Below are 16,284 nucleotides of genomic sequence, written 5' to 3' on the forward strand. Positions count from 1 at the left end.
CGCGACAGCCGGGCGCCGTCGGGCTTTCGCCCATGCGGCCCGTGACGCCCTTGCGGTCCGGGTGCCGCCGCGCGCCGCGCCAGCGGCGCGCCACCGCCCGTCCGGCAGGACGCCGACCATCGGTCGGCCCCCCCTCGGCCACCGCCCGCCCCGCCGCGACGCACGCCGGGGCGGGCGAGGCGCCGAAGCCCCTTTTCAGCCGGTTCCGGCCGCGCGCCCTTCCGCCGCGGCACCACCGCGCGGGCGGACCGCTCAGCCTCGTTCGCGCAGTCCGGCAACGCCGGCAGGCCCAGCCCGCCCGGCTGGCTCAGGTCAGGCCGCGCCCCTTCAGCAGCGCCTCGACCCCCGGCATCCGCGCGCGGAAATCCAGCCACAGCCGGTCCGCCGGGGCCGCGCCGCCGCGCGACAGGATCGTGCGCTCCAGCCGTTCGGCCGTGGCCGCGTCGAAGATGTCGCCGGTCTCCTCGAAGGCCGCGAAGGCGTCGGCATCCATCACCTCGGACCACATGTAGCTGTAATAGCCGCTTGCATAGCCGTCGCCGCTGAAGACATGGGCGAAATGCGGCGTGGCGTGGCGCATCGGAATGGCCGCCGGCGCCCCCAGCCCGGCCAGCAGCTCGGCCTGCCGCGCCATCGGGTCCTCGGGCGGGGCGCCGCGATGGAAGGCCAGGTCCACCAGCGCGCTTTCCAGGTACTCGATGGTGGCGAAGCCGGCATCGGCCCTGCCCGCCGCCAGCAGCCGGTCGCGCAGATCCGCCGGCAGCGGCGCGCCGGTCGCGTGGTGGCGGGCATGGGCATCCAGCACCGCGGGCTGTTCCAGCCAGTGTTCGTAGAGCTGGCTGGGAAGTTCGACGAAATCCTGCGCCACCGACGTCCCCGAGATCGAGGGCCAGTGCACATCCGACAGGATGTGATGGGTGGCGTGGCCGAACTCGTGAAACAGCGTGCGCGCGTCGTCCCAGGACAGCAGGGCCGGCCCGTCCTGCCCTGCGGGCGGGGTGAAGTTGCAGACATTGACCACGATCGGCCGCCGGCCCGCGCCGATCCCGTGCTGCGTCTGCAGGGTCGAACACCACGCCCCCGACCGCTTGCCGGGACGGGCGAAGTAGTCGCCGATGAAGAGCGCCATCAGCCGCCCCTTGCGGGTGATGCGCCAGGCCCGCACATCGGGCGCCCATAGCGGCGCCTCGACCGGCTCGAACTCCAGCCCGAACAGGCGTCTCGCGACATCGAAGACCGCGCCCAGCATCGCATCCAGCGTCAGATAGGGCTTCACGTCGGAGGCGTCGAAATCATGGTCGCGCCGGCGCAGCCTTTCGGCGTAGAAGCGCCAGTCCCAGGGCTCCAGCGGGCCGTTTCCGCCATCCTCGGCCAGCATCGCCGTCAGCCGCGCCTCGTCCGCCGCGGCGCGGCGGCGCGCGGCCTGCCAGACCTCGCCCAGCAAAGCCTCGACCCGCACGGCCGAGCCCGCCATCTCGGGCTCGAGCCGGTAGGCCGCGAAATCCTCGTGGCCCAGCAACCGCGCCCGTTCATGGCGCAGCGCCAGGATCTCGCGGGCCAGCGGCAGGTTGCTGGTCGCCGCGCCGCCCGCCCCCTGCCCCGATCCGCGTGCAGTCCAGGCCCGGAACGCGACCTCGCGCAGGGCGCGATCCTCGGCATGCTCCAGAAAGGGCACGATCAGCGACCGGTTCAGCGTCACCACCTGCCCGTCCATGCCGCGTTCGCGCGCGGCCAGGCGCATCGCCTCGACCAGCCAGCCGGGCAGGCCGCGCAGGCCGTCCTCGGGCACCGGCAGCACATAGTCGCGCTCATCGGCCAGCACGTTCTGGGCGAAGCCGGTGGTCAGCACGGCCATCCGGCTGCGGATCTCGGCCATCCGGTCGCGGGCCGCGCCCTCCAGCCCGGCACCGGCGCGGGTCAGGTCACGCAGCGCCAGTTCGGTGATGCGGCGGTCCTCGGGCGCAAGCCCGCCCGCCGCCGCGGCCACCGCCTTCACCCGCGCGTAAAGCCGCGGGTCCATGCTGGTGCGGCTGTGATACGCCGCCAGACGCGGTGCGAAATCGCGCTGCAGCGCCTCGCGCGCGGGCGTCGAATCGACCGAGGCCAGCGTGTAGAAGATCGACAGGACGCGGTTCAGCCCCTCCTCGGCCGTCTCCAGAGCCGCGACCGTGTTCAGGAAGCTGGCGGGTTCGGGATTGGCGGCGATCGCCTCGATCACCGCCTCGGCCTCGGCCAGGGCTGCGGCGAATCCCGGCGCGAAATCCGCGTCCTCGATCAGGTCGAAGCGCGGCAGCCCCTCGGGGCCGGTCCAGCGGGTCAGTTCGGGGTTCATGCAGCTCTCCTGTGGCCGGGAGGCCAGCCTAGGATGGCTGCGCGGCGGTTTCCAGTGCCGCCGCCACGGTCCCGCAGATCGCACAATCCGCGCGCCGCCTTGTGCGGATCATCCGGGTCTCGCCATGCAGCCCGTCGAAGATCAGCATGCGGTCGCGCAGGCCCTGGCCCGCCCCGGTCAGCAGCTTGATCGCCTCCAGCGCCATCATGCTGCCGACCACGCCGGGCAGCGCGCCGACCACCCCGGCCTCGGCGCAGGCGGGCGCCAGTCCCGCGGCCGGCGGCAGCGGAAACAGGCAGGCGAGGCAGGGCCCGCCCCGCGCCGGGTCATAGAGGGTCACCTGGCCTTCCCATTGCGCGATGGCACCGGCGATCAGCGGCACCCCGGCCGCCACCGCGGCACGGTTCACGCCGTCGCGGGCGGCGAAACTGTCGGTGCCGTCGATCACCAGATCATGCCCGGCCAGCAGCGCGGCATCCGCCGCGGTGACGCGCCGCAGCAGCGGCGTGACCGCGACATGCGGGTTCAGCGCCGCCATCGCGGCGGCGGCGGCCTCGGCCTTGGGCAACCCGCGCTGATCGGCGCGAAAGATCACCTGCCGCTGCAGGTTCGACAGGTCGACCCGGTCGTCATCGGCCAGCGTGATCCGCCCGACCCCGGCGGCCGCGAGGTAAAGACAGACAGGCGCGCCCAGACCGCCCGCGCCCACCACCAGCACCCGTGCGCCGCGCAGCCGCATCTGGCCGGCTCCGCCGATCTCGCGCAGCACCAGATGCCGGGCATAGCGGTCCAGCTCGTCCCCGCCCATCCCGGCATCGCCGCCCTCGGGCGGGGCGGCAGGCCGCAGCGCCGCCTCGGGCGCGCGGGCGCGCAAGCCGCGCAGCAGCGCGCGATAGCCGAGGATCGCCGCCACCACGCCGCCGCCGACCGCCCAGGTCGCGGCCGACCCGCCGACTAGGGCCGCCGCCCGACTGGCCGGCGCCAGCAGGTGCAGCAGGATGATCGTCAGCCACAGCCCGCCCAGCAGCGCCGCGAGGCGCGGGCCGGGAAGGCGCAGGAACCGCCCCAGGAGAAGGATGGCCGCCAGCAGCCACAGCCCGGCCATCACCCGCCCCCGGTCAGGCCGGAACCGCCCGCGCCGCGCGCGGTCGCGCCGGGTTCGGCAACCTCGTCACAGACCGCCTGCGGCGCGGTCGCGGCCACCATCGGCGCGATGCGGCCGCCATCCGCGATGGGGCGGCGGTCTGCCCCAAGGGCGATCGGCGCGACCCCAAGAGGCCCGCGACGGTCACCCTCCCTGAACGGGGCGCGGGTGAACCGACTGCCGGTGTCGATCCTCCCCTCGTTCACCCTTTCGCCTGCGTCATGCCAACTACTCACGCTCATCAACCCGGTCCGTGTCGGCGGTCTTGATGGTCATGCCGACGCCCGTCGAGCCAAAGCCACCCCCGCTCCGCCGGGTCGTGGCCGAAAACTCCTGCACGACAGTGAAGCAGGGCCTCAGGACCGGGACGAAAAGCATCTGCGCGATCCGCTCCCCGGGCGCGATGACGATCGGCTGCGTATCGGGGCTGCTGCGGTTCCAGACGCTTATGAACACTTGTCCGGTGTAGTCGGCGTCGACCACACCGGTCAGGTTTCCAAGCACGAGCCCCTTCCTGTGGCCCAACCCCGATCGCGGGACGATGACAGCGGTCACAGACGGATCGGCGATGTGAATCGCCATGCCCGACGGAACCAGGACGGCAGGGGCGCCGGGCGGGATCGTCATCGGCGCATCCGGACACGCATAGAGATCAATCCCGGCGGCCATCGCCGACTGATAGCGCGGCAGCCCCCAGTCCCGAAGTCGGGGATCCAGGACTTTGACCTCGACCGTGAGGGGGGGGTAATCCATGTCAGTTTCACCTCGGGTGCAAGCCGCGTCCGGCCCTTGTTCCCCGACGCGGGCCAACATATCACCCCGCAGGCAGCGGTCAAGGAACTGTCTCCGGGTGTCGACGGGCCGCTCGGCCATGCGTCCGCCGCAGATCGGGATCGTCGGCGGTGACTTTGCCGATAGCCCCGGCGCCAAGCCCCGCTGCAGCGCCGGAAGGCCGCCGGGCGCACCGCCCGGACGGGATCGGTCGGTGGACGCCGAGCGTTCCGGTCCCGGCATCGGCAGCACGACCGAAACGCGCGCTTCCCGCCCGTTTCGCATGGGAAATATCCGCCCAACTGCCCTCCAGGGGGGCATGAATGCGGTTGTTGCCCAACCTTTTCGCTGCAGACATGAAAGCCGAAACGCAGTCGGTCGATGCGGGACGGACGAACCTCGGCGTCGGTTTGCGCCGCCCGGCGTCATGCGCGTCGCGCCCGATCAAGGCAACCGGGTTCAGGCCGGCCGCGACACAGGGGGCGAGCCCCCTGGGATCAGCGTGGATCTGGCACGCAGGCCGACACTGCGCCTGTCGCTGGATCCTTGCGTCGCCCCCTCGGAACGGGCGGTCGATCTCTGCGCCTCGGGGCGCAAGGATGCGTCGCAGGGCCGCCTGCTTGCCGTCGATCCCGAGCACGCCCGCATTCTCACCCCCGCCCCGGCCTTGCCCGAAGAGCGAGCGTCGGTATCTGGTGGCATCCCACCGCAGGCCCCCGGACGAGGATCCGCCTGTCGCCCGGGGGACCCATCGTTGCGGCGCCGGTGCGGTGCCACTGCAGCGCAAACCGGGGGCCGGATGCTGTTACTCCCAGGCGTCGCGTTGTCTTCGTTCCGCTGCGCCGCCCACCCGGATGTCGATGCCTGCAGCAGCCTGGCCCCCGGTGCAGCCGATTGACAGAGACCGGGGCCCGCGGGCCGGAACAAGGGGTCAACCCGCCGCCTGTCAGGCAAGTGCCCGATGAGCGCAGTGCCCCGCGCGTCCGGCCCGGGGCTGTTGGTCATCGAGGTTGAAAGGCGCGGTCCATGATGTCCGGGACGAGGACATGGACGACGACGACGGGAACGTGGACCGGCCCTGCACATGCCGACACATCGGCGACCTCCGACATGGGCCACCCCTCCTCCGGCGCCGGTCCTCGGTGTCCCCTGCATCCTGCCGTCAACAGCGCCCCCTCGCGCAGGATCGCACGGGCTGGCGGTCGATGAAGTCCCGGCCCCGCCCGGCGCGGATGACACGAGCCATCTTGGGTCGCGCGACCTGAAATCCTGCGTCCCGGACGGGCCGTGGACATGGCAGGGCCAGACAGCGCGACCAAGCCGGCCGTCGCGATGGCCTTGAGGATGCATCGTGCTGCCTGCTGCGGGGCGCGGACTGGCCCTTCCGTCGACCTGATCGCATGATCTTCCACGCGGGGGGCGATCCTGGTCCTGCACAATCGCCGACGCTGCGCGAACCCCGGCGGGACCCGCGAAGGACATCGCGGCCGCAGCACCCGGGAAAGGCGCCCATCGTCATGCGCAGCAGATTGCTGACCGCGACCTGCTGTCCCGCACCCCCCGTCCCCAGGGCGTTTGCGGCCGGAGCCAGGCCCGCCTGACCGAAATCCTGGCGCGCGCCGCGGGCGAAGGCCGAGCCGCGCGGAAGGAAGGGTATGGCTGGCGGCTGCGTGCCGTCGGCAGGACCGCGGAAGCCTTTGTCGGGATCTGTCGCGGCCGCATGAAGATGGAACCCGCGCCGCGTCCTGGTCCGACCTTCGCCCGGGTCCGCGCGGCGCGCGATGGGCTGCGCCGGACCCGGGACCGGATGCTGGACGGCGGTATCGGGTCCATGCCTGCGGGCCGCGTGCCGCAGAACGGCACCGGCTTTCCCGAACAGCTTATGCCGACGGCCCACAACGTGGTCCCCAGGTCGGCGCTCGAGCCGGTCGGCCGGATGCGTCGGCCCTGAAAGGACCGGACGCGGGGGAGCACCGTGACGCATCCGCCTGCCTCATCGGCATCGCGCCGGCATCCCGAAGCGCAAGTCACCCCTCGCCAGGGATGGGGCGCGGGCTTCCGCATAGGTCACGAGGACCGACGCCGCGGCATCGGCTGACGAAGGCGGTGACCCGGGCAGCGGCACCGGGCGGGCGCTGTTCGGGCGGCGGCGGACAAGGACGCGGCGCCATCCGGCCACACTGGCAGCAGCACCGCGATCCGGGGGCTGCCGCCATGACCGATCCCGAGGGGCTGCGCGCCACGAAAAAGGCCGCGCGGCGATGCCTGCGCGGCCTGTGGCACCGGTCGGACGCGGCCCTAGCGTGGCGCGATCATCATCACCATCTGCCGGCCTTCCAGCTTGGGCATGGCCTCGACCTTGCCGGCCTCGCCGACATCGTCGCGCACCCGGTTCAGCAGGTCCAGCCCCAGGTCCTGGTGGGCCATCTCGCGGCCGCGAAAGCGCAGGGTGACCTTCACCTTGTCGCCGCCCTCGAGGAATTTCATCACGTTGCGCATCTTCACGTCATAGTCGTGGGTGTCGGTCCCGGGCCGGAACTTCACCTCCTTGATGTCGATGATCTTCTGCTTCTTGCGCGCCTCGGCCTCGCGCTTCTGCTGTTCGTACTTGAACTTGCCAAGATCCATGACCTTGCAGACCGGCGGGGTGGCGTTGGGCGAGATCTCGACCAGGTCCAGCCCGGCATCGCGCGCCATGTCGAGACCGACCGAGGGCGGCACGACGCCGACATTCTCTCCATCGGGTCCGATCAGGCGGATTTCGGAAACGCGGATGCGTTCGTTGACACGGGGGCCGGTGTCACGGGTGGGCGGTGCATTATGCGGTCGGCGGGCTATGGCGTTGCTCCTTTTATGGCCATGGCTGGAATAGACCGAAAATAATCGTGAGGACAGTGCGATTCAACCGGATTTGGCGCCCTGCGCGCCGCAAGGGGCGGGTTTCGCGGCGATTTCGGCGGGGCAACCGGATCGCGGGCGGCTTTTCCGCGTTCGGTTGCTGTGACATAACCCCGACGGGCGCCGTTGCGCGCCGCTTGCGAAAGACCGTTGCCATGCGCCTTCTTCTGCCGCTGACCGTGATTCTCGCCCTTGGCCTGGGCGGCGCCTGGTGGTGGACGCAGCCCGGTCCCGAGGATTCCGAGGCCATCGCGCAACCGGCGGCCCTGCCCGCCACGCCGGCCGGCGAGGCCGCGGAAATCGCCGACGCCGCGGCCGAGGAGGCCCGGGAGGCGGCCGACACCGCAGCCAAGGCCGCGACCGGCGATGCGCCGCGTGCCGAAGTCGGCGAGGCGGGGACCGCGGCGGCCGATGCGGCAGCCGATGCGGCAGCCATCGCGGCCGACGCCGCCGCCGAGGCGGTGCGCGCCGCCGAGGACAGCGACGCAGGCGCCGTCGCCGCGACCGAGGCCGAGGCCGCCGCCGAGGCCGCCATCGCCGCCGCGGACCGCGCCGCCGAAGCGGTGGCCGCGCCCCCCACCGCCACCGAGGCCGCGACCGTGGCCGGCGACGCCGCCGCCGAGGCGGCCGCGGCTGCCGCCGCAGCGGCGGACGCCACCGCCACCGCCGCCCGCATCGAGACGCTGCTGACGCCCGAGGGCTTCGACGCCGCGCAGGTCATGTCGATCATCGACCGCGCCGCCATCCCCGAGACGCAAAAAGCGACCCTGCGCCGGCTGGTCGAGACCTCGGCCGGCAATCCCGACCTGCTGCGCGAGGCGCTGGCGCAGGTCAGGGCCGTGATGCCATGACGCCCGCGGCCGCGGCACCGCCGACGCCGACGCTGGAACGCTACCTGCGCGGCCGCCCCGCGGCGCTGTCCTGCGGGCCGCTGGCGATCCTGCTGATCGAGGATGGCGCGGCGATCCGCGAGACACTGGACCATCACCTGCAGGCGGGGTTCAGGCACATCCTGGCGCTGTCGCCCGAACCCGTCCTGCTGCCCGACGAGATGGACGATCGGGTCACCAACCTGCTGTGGAACACCCGCCGGCCCGCGGCCCATGTCGATGCGGTCAACGCCGTGATCGCGGCGGTGCCCGAGGGAACCTGGCTGTTTTACGCCTTCAACGCCGAGTTTCTCTTCTACCCCTTCGCCGAGTCGCGCAGCATCGGCGAGATGCTGGCCTTCCACACCGAGGAACGGCGCGAGGCGATGCTGTCCTATGTGATCGACCTCTACGCCCCCGACCTTGATCGCGCGCCCGACGCCGTGGACCTGAACGAGGCGATGTTCGACCGCAGCGGCTATTTCGCACTTGGCCGGCCCGGCCCCGACGGCCAGCTTCTGCCCCGCCAGTTGGACTTCCACGGCGGGCTGCGCTGGCGGTTCGAGGAATACCTGCCCGCCGACCGCCGCCGCATCGACCGGATCGGCCTGTTCCGCGCCCGCAAGGGCCTGCGGATCACCGCCGACCACCGCTTCAACATCGAGGAATACAACACCTATGCCTGCGCCTGGCATCACAACCTGACCGCCGCGATCCTGTCCTTCCGGGTCGCCAAGGCGCTTGTCGGCAATCCCGGCTCGCGCGAGCGGATCGGCGGCTTTACCTGGCGCAACTCGCAGCGGTTCGACTGGTCCTCGCAGCAGCTGATGGATATGGGCCTGATCGAGCCGGGCCAGTGGTTCTGACCGCCCCCCCGGCGCCTCGGACGGGCGGCGCGGCGGGCCGGGTGGCGTCATCTCTTTGACTTGCACCGACTTTGCCGCGAGTGATAGACCGGGCTGCAACGTGAACGCGGACGGAACGACCGCCGCGAAGGAAGGCAGGACCGCATGGCGATGACGCAAACCAGCTTTGACCGCGACGACCTGCTGGCCTGCGCCCGGGGCGAGCTGTTCGGGCCCGGCAACGCCCAGCTGCCCGAACCGCCGATGCTGATGATGGACCGGATCACCGACATCTCGGAGGATGGCGGCGCCCATGGCAAGGGCCATGTGGTCGCCGAGTTCGACATCACCCCCGACCTGTGGTTCTTCGCCTGCCACTTTCCCGGCAACCCGATCATGCCGGGCTGCCTCGGCCTTGACGGGCTGTGGCAGCTGACCGGCTTCAACCTCGGCTGGCGCGGCTGGGAGGGGCGCGGCTATGCGCTTGGCGTGGGCGAGGTCAAGCTGACCGGGATGGTCCGGCCCGACCGCAAGCTGCTGCGCTATACCGTCGATTTCACCAAGGCCGTGCAGACCCGCCGCCTGACGATGGGCGTGGCCGACGGCCGCGTCGAGGCCGATGGCGAGGTGATCTACCAGGTCAGGGACATGAAGGTCGCGCTGTCGACCAGCTGACATCTTCAGGAGGAGAGCTGCCATGCGGCGCGTCGTCATCACCGGGATCGGCATCGTCTCACCCATCGGCAACAATGCCGCCGAGGTGACCGAAAGCCTGCGCACCGGACGCTCGGGCATCGTCTTTGCCCCCGAATACGCCGAACACGGCTTTCGCAGCCAGGTCCACGGCATGCCGCAGATCGTGCTCGAGGATCACATCGACAAGCGCAACCTGCGCTTCATGGGTCCCGGCGCGGCCTACAACTTCATCGCCATGGAACAGGCGATCAAGGACAGCGGGCTTGAGGACAGCGACGTGTCCAACCCGCGCAGCGGTCTGATCATGGGATCGGGCGGGCCGTCCACCTCGAACTTCTTCGAGGCGCACCAGATCGTCATCGAGAAGGGCAGCCCCAAGCGCATGGGGCCCTTCATGGTGACGCGCTGCATGTCCTCCACGAATTCAGCCTGCCTCGCCACGCCCTTCAAGATCAAGGGCGTGAACTACTCGATCACCTCGGCCTGTTCGACCAGCGCGCATTGCATCGGCAACGGCGTCGAGCAAATCCAGATGGGCAAGCAGGACATCGTCTTCGCCGGCGGCGGCGAGGAACTGGACTGGACCCTGTCCTGCCTGTTCGACGCGATGGGCGCGATGTCGTCGAAATACAACGACACGCCCGAAACCGCCTCGCGGCCCTATGACGCGACCCGCGACGGTTTCGTGATCGCCGGCGGCGGCGGCGTCGTGGTGCTGGAGGAACTGGAACACGCCAGGGCGCGCGGCGCCAGAATCTATGCCGAGGTGACGGGCTACGGCGCCACCAGCGACGGATACGACATGGTTGCCCCCTCGGGCGAGGGCGGCGAACGCTCGATGCGGGTGGCGCTGGCCACGCTGCCGGAAGGCCGCAAGGTCAGCTATGTGAACGCGCATGGCACCTCGACACCGGTGGGCGATCTGGGCGAGATCCGGGCGCTGCGCCGCGTCTTTGGCGAGGGCAGCACACCGCCCGTCAGTTCCACCAAGTCGTTGACCGGCCACAGCCTCGGCGCGACCGGTGTGCACGAGGCGATCTATTGCCTGCTGATGATGCAGCACGACTTCATCGCGGCCTCGGCCAATGTCACCACGCTGGACCCCGACCTGCAGCCCGGCGAGATCGCGACCGCGCGGGTGGACAATGCCGGGCTGGATTCGGTGCTGTCGAACAGCTTCGGCTTCGGCGGCACCAACGCCACGCTGCTGATGTCGCGCTATCGCGACTGACGGCGGGAAACGACACAGAGGGCAGGACATGGGCGAACTTCTGAAGGGCAGGCGCGGGCTTGTGATGGGGGTGGCCAACGACCGGTCCATCGCCTGGGGCATCGCGCGGTCCGTGGCGGCCGAGGGCGCAGAGCTGGCCTTCAGCTATCAGGGCGAGGCGTTCGGCAAGCGGGTCGAACCGCTGGCCGCCTCGGTCGGGTCGGATTTCCTCGTGGATGTGGACGTGACCGACGATGCCTCGCTGGACGCGGCCTTCGCCGCGATCTCGGAACGCTGGGGCCGGCTGGATTTCCTGGTCCACGCCATCGCCTTTTCCAACAAGGACGAACTGACCGGGCGCTTTGTCAACACCAGCCGGGCGAACTTCAAGCGCAGCCTTGAAATCAGCTGCTATTCGCTGATCGAGGTGGCGCGGCGCGCGCATCCGATGATGGCGCCGGGCGGCGGCATCATCACGCTGACCTATGGCGGCTCGAACCGGGTGACGCCGTTCTACAACGTGATGGGCGTGGCCAAGGCGGCGCTGGAGGCAAGCGTGCGCTATCTGGCCAATGATCTCGGCCCCGACGGCATCCGCGTCAACGCGATCAGCCCCGGCCCGATGAAGACGCTGGCCGGCGCGGCCATCGGCGGGGCGCGCAAGACCTATCGCCACACCGAGGCGAACGCGCCCCTGCGCGCCAACGCCACGCTGGAGGCGATCGGCGGCACCGCCTGCTGGCTGCTGTCCGACTGGGGCGCCTGCACGACCGGCGAGATCGTGACCGTCGATGGCGGCTATCACGTCCTCGGCATGCCACAATCCGAAAACCTGTAACCGTGCCGGCCCTGTGGCCGCAGCCGAAGGGGGTCCGATGACGCAGTTCTTCACCGCAGCCGATGGCGCGCGCCTTGCCTATCGCGACGAGGGCGAGGGCCTGCCGGTGCTATGCCTTGCCGGGCTGACCCGCAACATGGCCGATTTCGACTATGTCGCGCCGCATCTGGACGGCTGCCGGATGGTCCGCATGGACTACCGCGGGCGCGGCCAGTCCGACCGCACCGGCACCGCGACCTATACCGTCCCGCAGGAGGGGCGCGACGCGCTGGCCCTGCTGGACCACCTGGGGATCGCCCGCGCGGCGGTCCTTGGCACCTCGCGCGGCGGGCTGATCGGGCTGCTGCTGGCGGCGGTGGCGCGCGACCGGATGCTGGGCCTGTGCCTGAACGATGTCGGTCCCGAAATAGAGAAGGCGGGGCTGGAGCGGATCTTCGACTATGTGGGCCGCAATCCCGCCGCGCCGACCCATGCTGCGCTGGCCGAACGTCTGCCGGCGGCGATGCCCGGCTTCGAGGATGTCCCCGAAGGCCGCTGGCTGTCGGATGCCCGCAAGCATTACGAGGAAACGCCGCAGGGCCTGGTGATCCGCTATGATCCCGGACTGCGCGAGGCGTTTCTGGCCGCCTTCGAGGGCGAGGCTCCCGACCTGTGGCCCCTTTGGGCCGCGACGGCTGGAATGCCGGTCGCGCTGATCCGGGGGGCGAATTCCGACCTGCTGTCGCGCGCCGTGGCCGATCGGATGGCGGCCGAACGGCCCGATCTGCGCGCGGCCGAGGTGCCCGGACGCGCCCATGTGCCCTGGCTGGACGAGCCGCAATCGCTGCAGGTGCTGCGGGGCTGGATCGCGGATTGCCGCGCGGCGATGGCCGCACAAGCCTAGCCCGCCTCGCGCCCCTCGCCGGCCAGCATCGCGGCCAGCTCGATCCCGTTGCGGGCGCCCATCTTCGACAGAACCCGGCCGCGATGCACCTCGACGGTGCGCATCGCGATGTTCAGCGTGTCGGCGATCTGCTTGTTCAGCGCGCCCGACAGGATCAGCGCCATCACCTCTTCCTCGCGCGGCGACAGCGTGGCGCGGCGCGCGGCAAGGTCGCGCCGCAAGGCTGCGCCGGCCTCGGCCTCGCGGTGACTGGCGATGGCGCGCAGTGCCAGATCGACGATCTGGTTGTCGTTGAAGGGCTTTTCGAGGAAATCGAACGCCCCGGCCTTCAGCGTGCGCACCGCGACCGGCACGTCGGCATGGCCGGTCAGGAAGATCACCGGCACCAGGCTGCCGGCGGCGCGCAGCCGTTCGAAAACCTCGGGGCCGGTCAACGCGCCCATCCGCACGTCCAGGATGATGCAGGCCGACCCATCCAGCGGCTGGGCGCCCAGAAAGGCCTCGCCCGAGGGCCAGGCGCGGGCGGCAAGCCCGCGCGAGGCGAACAGGAAGGCCAGCGCGTCGCGGATCGCCTCGTCGTCATCGACGACTTCGATCATGCCGCCCATGAGGTCGCTCCTTCCTCTGCACCGCGCAGCGGCAGGCCGATGCGGAACACCGTGCCGCCCCCGGCGGCCGGCGCGTGGCTCAGCTGGCCGCGATGCAGCTCGACGATCGAGCGGCAGATCTTCAGCCCCATGCCCATGCCCTGCGCCTTGGTGGTGGCGAAGGCGTCGAACAGCCGGCCGGCCATCTCGTCGGAGATGCCGCTGCCCTGGTCGGTCACCTCGATCACCGCCTGGCCGCGGTCGGTCAGCAGCCGCACGGTCAGGCTGTCGCCGCTGCGCCGGTCCGACATCGCCTCCATGCCGTTGCGGATCAGGTTGATCAGCACCTGTTCCAGCAGGATGCGATCGGCGGCGATCTCGGGGGTGGCCTCGATGCGGCTTTCCAGCCGCACCCGGTGTTCGCGCGCGTCGGCGGCCAGAAAACCGACCGTCTCGGTCACCACCTCATCCAGCCGCGTGGGCGCAAAGCGCGGCTCGCGCTTCTTCACAAGGTCCTGGATGTGGCGGATGATGCGGCCGGCGCGGTCGGCCTGCCGGGCCATCTTGTCGATCGCCGGGCGCAGCACCTGCGGATCGGCCTCGCCGCGTTCCATCAGGTTGGCCATGCCCGCGGCGTAGGAGGCGATCGCCGAGAGCGGCTGGTTCAGTTCATGCGCCAGGGTCGAGGCCATCTCGCCCAGCGTGACCAGCCGGCCGGTGCGGGCCATCGTCTCGTCCTGCGCGCGGGCCATGCGGGCGGCGCGCTTCTGGTCGGTGATGTCGATGACCGACCCCATCCAGCCGCGGTGCTGGCCGGCCGCGTCGATCAGCGGCGCCTCGAACACCTGCACGTCGATCGCGTGGCCGTCTCGGTGGCGGAACTGCGTCTCGAAGCTTTGCGACACCCGGCCCGATGCCTCCAGCCGGCGATGCCGCGCCTCGGTCTCGGCGATCCGCGCGGGGTCCCAATAGGGCATTGGCGGGTCGCGGCCGACCAGATCGCCCGCCTCGCGGCCGACCAGCTTGCAGAAGGCAGAGTTGACATAGAGGATGCGGCCCTGGTGATCCTTGGCGCGCAGCCCCACGGTCAGGCTTTCCTCCATCGAGCGGCGAAAGGCGGTCTCGGCCGACAGCCGCGCCTCGGCCCGCCGGCGGCGGGCCGCATTGGCGAACAGCACCAGCAGCGCCAGCACCGCAAACACCGCCAGCGCCGCGATCGCCCCCAGCACCAGCGCCGAGCGGACGGCGGCCGGCGCCTCGTAGGCGGTGATGCCCAGCAGCGTGCCGCGCAGGGGCGGATCGAAGCTGATCGCATGGGCCGGGTTGTCTGGATCGGGCTGGAACCGCTGCCGGGCGGCATGTTCCTGCCCCGAGGCCGAGAAGATCCGCACGCCATACTGCTCGGCGATCCACCACGGCACATGGCGCTCGAGCAGCAGCGGCAGCGAGATGGTGGCGGTGACATGGCCGGTGCCGCCCGCCAGCGCCATGCCCATGCTGACCGTCCCGCCGGGCTGGACATCGCCATAGATCGGCCGCGACCCCCGCGCGCCCGACTGCGCCAGCCGGGCGATCAGCGCATCGTCGCCCGGCGCGCCGGTGCCCGGCAGCGTGCGCACCCGGCGCCCGTCCGCGTCGTGCCAGATGATCGACAGGATCTCGGGATTGGTGGCGATGTGCAGCCGCGCCCGCAGGTCCAGCGCCGCGGTGTCGGTGCCGCCCGCCGCCTCCAGCGCCAGCCGGGTCAGCATGTCCTCGTCGACCGACATCTGGAAGCGCAGGGTCTGCTCGACCCACAGCGCGTCGGTGGCCAGCTTGACACGGGCCTGTTCGGCCTCGTTGCGGCCGACCGCCCAGATCACCGCCGACACCAGCGCCACCAGCGCGATGATCGCCACCAGCGGCACCAGCGACAGAAGATCCAGCCGGCGCAGCCGCGGCCGCTGCGGGTCGCGCGCCCACGGATCGCCCGGCAGCGCGACGCCCGCCGCCCGATCCGGCCGCGCCCGGTCCGGCCCGGTCCTGCCCTGCCGCGCGCTGTCCTGCCGCCCCTGCACCTGCCCCCCTTGCACCTGCCGCCGCCCGCCCTGTTGCGGAAACCCACAATAGCGAGAGGCCGCCGCGCGTGGCAAGGAATCGCTGACCCGCCGGGAGGGCGGGACCAACGGAGGAGAGAACCATGCTGAACCGCCGCAGCCTCGTGCGCCTTGCGGGCGCCGCCGCCATCGCGCTGACCGCCGCGCTGCCCGCCGCCGCGCAGGAGCCGATCACCATCAAGTTCAGCCATGTCGTGGCGCCCGACACGCCCAAGGGCAAGGGCGCCGAGAAGTTCAAGGAACTGGCCGAGCAGTACACCGAAGGCAAGGTGAAGGTCGAAGTCTATCCCAACAGCCAGCTCTACAAGGACAAGGAAGAGCTTGAGGCCCTGCAACTGGGCGCGGTGCAGATGCTGGCGCCGTCGCTGGCCAAGTTCGGCCCGCTGGGCGTCCAGCAGTTCGAGCTGTTCGACCTGCCGATGCTGTTCGACGGCCGCGACCAGCTGCGCCAGATCACCGAGGGTCCGGTGGGCGAGGAGCTTCTGGGGATGCTGCAGGACAAGGGCATCACCGGGCTGGCCTACTGGGACAACGGCTTCAAGATCATGTCGGCCAACAGCCCGCTGCAGGTGCCCGACGACTTCCTGGGCCTGAAGATGCGCATCCAGTCCTCGAAGATCCTCGAGGCGCAGATGGAGGCGCTGGGCGCCGTGCCGCAGGTGATGGCGTTCAGCGAGGTCTATCAGGCGCTGCAGACCGGCGTCGTGGACGGCACCGAGAACCCGCCCTCGAACATGTATACCCAGAAGATGAACGAGGTGCAGAAGCACGCCACATTGTCGCGCCACGGCTATCTGGGCTATGCGGTGATCGTGAACAAGGCGTTCTGGGACGGCCTGCCCGAGGATGTGCGCGCCAATCTGGACAAGGCGATGGCCGAGGCCACCGACTATGCCAACGGCATCGCCGAAGAGGAAAACAACAAGGCGCTGCAGGCCATGATGGATGCCGGCACCACCGAATTCCACGAGCTGACCGAGGAAGAGCGCGCCGAATGGGAAGCCACCCTTCGCCCCGTCCATGAGGAGATGGCCGACCGGATCGGCGCCGACCTGATCCAGAAGGTCTACGACACCCTGGGGACCAACAGCTGATCGTCACCCCGGGGGGCGCAG

15 protein-coding genes are annotated in these 16,284 nt (G+C 70.8%); 8 read left to right on the forward strand and 7 right to left on the reverse strand.

What is annotated here, in order from left to right:
* Nucleotides 1-307: 307 nt before the first annotated feature.
* The 4 genes from Q5Y72_RS01755 to dut are packed head-to-tail and all read right to left on the reverse strand — an operon-like array spanning nt 308 to nt 4,229.
* Nucleotides 308-2,332, reverse strand: coding sequence for a M3 family metallopeptidase (locus Q5Y72_RS01755; RefSeq protein WP_305961691.1), 2,025 nt, complete (start codon nt 2,330-2,332; stop codon nt 308-310).
* Between the two features lie 28 nt (nt 2,333-2,360).
* A complete protein-coding gene (locus Q5Y72_RS01760; protein ID WP_305961692.1) occupies nt 2,361-3,437 on the reverse strand; it encodes a HesA/MoeB/ThiF family protein in 1,077 nt (358 codons plus the stop codon).
* Nucleotides 3,437-3,718, reverse strand: coding sequence for a hypothetical protein (locus tag Q5Y72_RS01765; protein ID WP_305961693.1), 282 nt, complete (start codon nt 3,716-3,718; stop codon nt 3,437-3,439). The genes Q5Y72_RS01760 and Q5Y72_RS01765 overlap by 1 nt, the downstream gene beginning before the upstream one ends.
* Nucleotides 3,705-4,229 carry a dUTP diphosphatase gene (gene dut, locus Q5Y72_RS01770; RefSeq protein ID WP_305961694.1) on the reverse strand — a complete coding sequence of 175 codons (525 nt, stop codon included), beginning with the start codon at nt 4,227-4,229 and terminating at the stop codon, nt 3,705-3,707. The genes Q5Y72_RS01765 and dut overlap by 14 nt, the downstream gene beginning before the upstream one ends.
* Before the next feature lie 1,738 nt (nt 4,230-5,967).
* Here dut and Q5Y72_RS01775 point away from each other — a divergent pair.
* The gene (locus Q5Y72_RS01775) at nt 5,968-6,198 is read left to right on the forward strand and encodes a hypothetical protein (RefSeq protein ID WP_305961695.1); all 231 of its coding nucleotides are present in this window, start codon (nt 5,968-5,970) and stop codon (nt 6,196-6,198) included.
* 347 nt (nt 6,199-6,545) lie between these two features.
* Here Q5Y72_RS01775 and infC read toward each other — a convergent pair whose 3' ends face one another.
* Nucleotides 6,546-7,148, reverse strand: coding sequence for a translation initiation factor IF-3 (gene infC / locus Q5Y72_RS01780; RefSeq protein ID WP_443147227.1), 603 nt, complete (start codon nt 7,146-7,148; stop codon nt 6,546-6,548).
* A 152-nt stretch (nt 7,149-7,300) separates the two neighbouring features.
* On the opposite strand from infC, the gene Q5Y72_RS01785 reads away from it, so the two are divergent.
* The 6 genes from Q5Y72_RS01785 to Q5Y72_RS01810 all read left to right on the forward strand — a co-directional run bounded on the left by Q5Y72_RS01785 (nt 7,301) and on the right by Q5Y72_RS01810 (nt 12,486).
* A complete protein-coding gene (locus tag Q5Y72_RS01785) occupies nt 7,301-7,996 on the forward strand; it encodes a flagellar basal body-associated FliL family protein (RefSeq protein ID WP_305961696.1) in 696 nt (231 codons plus the stop codon).
* Nucleotides 7,993-8,880: a glycosyltransferase family 2 protein gene (locus Q5Y72_RS01790; RefSeq protein ID WP_305961697.1), complete on the forward strand. Its 888-nt coding sequence runs from the start codon at nt 7,993-7,995 to the stop codon at nt 8,878-8,880. Before Q5Y72_RS01785 ends, Q5Y72_RS01790 begins: the two co-directional genes overlap by 4 nt.
* Nucleotides 8,881-9,024: 144 nt before the next feature.
* Entirely contained in the window at nt 9,025-9,534 is a 510-nt protein-coding gene (fabA, locus tag Q5Y72_RS01795) for a bifunctional 3-hydroxydecanoyl-ACP dehydratase/trans-2-decenoyl-ACP isomerase (RefSeq protein WP_305961698.1), read from the forward strand.
* Between the two features lie 22 nt (nt 9,535-9,556).
* The gene (fabB, locus tag Q5Y72_RS01800; protein WP_305961699.1) at nt 9,557-10,786 is read left to right on the forward strand and encodes a beta-ketoacyl-ACP synthase I; all 1,230 of its coding nucleotides are present in this window, start codon (nt 9,557-9,559) and stop codon (nt 10,784-10,786) included.
* A gap of 28 nt (nt 10,787-10,814) precedes the next feature.
* Nucleotides 10,815-11,603, forward strand: a complete 789-nt coding sequence (locus tag Q5Y72_RS01805) for an enoyl-ACP reductase FabI (RefSeq protein ID WP_305961700.1) — start codon at nt 10,815-10,817, stop codon at nt 11,601-11,603.
* A gap of 37 nt (nt 11,604-11,640) precedes the next feature.
* Nucleotides 11,641-12,486 (forward strand): alpha/beta fold hydrolase, encoded by an 846-nt coding sequence (locus Q5Y72_RS01810; protein ID WP_305961701.1) that lies wholly within the window; start codon nt 11,641-11,643, stop codon nt 12,484-12,486.
* Here Q5Y72_RS01810 and Q5Y72_RS01815 read toward each other — a convergent pair.
* Both Q5Y72_RS01815 and Q5Y72_RS01820 read right to left on the reverse strand, forming a co-directional pair.
* A complete protein-coding gene (locus Q5Y72_RS01815; protein ID WP_305961702.1) occupies nt 12,483-13,094 on the reverse strand; it encodes a response regulator transcription factor in 612 nt (203 codons plus the stop codon). The genes Q5Y72_RS01810 and Q5Y72_RS01815 overlap by 4 nt on opposite strands.
* Entirely contained in the window at nt 13,082-15,130 is a 2,049-nt protein-coding gene (locus Q5Y72_RS01820; protein ID WP_305961703.1) for a PAS domain S-box protein, read from the reverse strand. The genes Q5Y72_RS01815 and Q5Y72_RS01820 overlap by 13 nt, the downstream gene beginning before the upstream one ends.
* A 122-nt stretch (nt 15,131-15,252) precedes the next feature.
* Between Q5Y72_RS01820 and Q5Y72_RS01825 the strand changes: the two genes are divergently transcribed.
* Nucleotides 15,253-16,263, forward strand: coding sequence for a TRAP transporter substrate-binding protein (locus Q5Y72_RS01825; RefSeq protein ID WP_305961704.1), 1,011 nt, complete (start codon nt 15,253-15,255; stop codon nt 16,261-16,263).
* The last annotated feature ends 21 nt before the right edge of the window (nt 16,264-16,284 follow it).

This window comes from Paracoccus spongiarum, assembly GCF_030732095.1.
GTDB classification, from domain to species: Bacteria; Pseudomonadota; Alphaproteobacteria; order Rhodobacterales; family Rhodobacteraceae; genus Paracoccus; species Paracoccus spongiarum.

What these genes read in the sequence shown, in the direction of transcription:
- Q5Y72_RS01755 (WP_305961691.1), bottom strand. Translation starts at nt 2,332, where the DNA reads ATGAACCCCGAACTGACCCGCTGGACCGGCCCCGAGGGGCTGCCGCGC.
- Q5Y72_RS01760 (WP_305961692.1), bottom strand. Translation starts at nt 3,437, where the DNA reads ATGGCCGGGCTGTGGCTGCTGGCGGCCATCCTTCTCCTGGGGCGGTTC.
- Q5Y72_RS01765 (WP_305961693.1), bottom strand. Translation starts at nt 3,718, where the DNA reads ATGAGCGTGAGTAGTTGGCATGACGCAGGCGAAAGGGTGAACGAGGGG.
- dut (WP_305961694.1), bottom strand. Translation starts at nt 4,229, where the DNA reads ATGGATTACCCCCCCCTCACGGTCGAGGTCAAAGTCCTGGATCCCCGA.
- Q5Y72_RS01775 (WP_305961695.1), top strand. Translation starts at nt 5,968, where the DNA reads ATGAAGATGGAACCCGCGCCGCGTCCTGGTCCGACCTTCGCCCGGGTC.
- Q5Y72_RS01785 (WP_305961696.1), top strand. Translation starts at nt 7,301, where the DNA reads ATGCGCCTTCTTCTGCCGCTGACCGTGATTCTCGCCCTTGGCCTGGGC.
- Q5Y72_RS01790 (WP_305961697.1), top strand. Translation starts at nt 7,993, where the DNA reads ATGACGCCCGCGGCCGCGGCACCGCCGACGCCGACGCTGGAACGCTAC.
- fabA (WP_305961698.1), top strand. Translation starts at nt 9,025, where the DNA reads ATGGCGATGACGCAAACCAGCTTTGACCGCGACGACCTGCTGGCCTGC.
- fabB (WP_305961699.1), top strand. Translation starts at nt 9,557, where the DNA reads ATGCGGCGCGTCGTCATCACCGGGATCGGCATCGTCTCACCCATCGGC.
- Q5Y72_RS01805 (WP_305961700.1), top strand. Translation starts at nt 10,815, where the DNA reads ATGGGCGAACTTCTGAAGGGCAGGCGCGGGCTTGTGATGGGGGTGGCC.
- Q5Y72_RS01810 (WP_305961701.1), top strand. Translation starts at nt 11,641, where the DNA reads ATGACGCAGTTCTTCACCGCAGCCGATGGCGCGCGCCTTGCCTATCGC.
- Q5Y72_RS01815 (WP_305961702.1), bottom strand. Translation starts at nt 13,094, where the DNA reads ATGGGCGGCATGATCGAAGTCGTCGATGACGACGAGGCGATCCGCGAC.
- Q5Y72_RS01825 (WP_305961704.1), top strand. Translation starts at nt 15,253, where the DNA reads ATGCTGAACCGCCGCAGCCTCGTGCGCCTTGCGGGCGCCGCCGCCATC.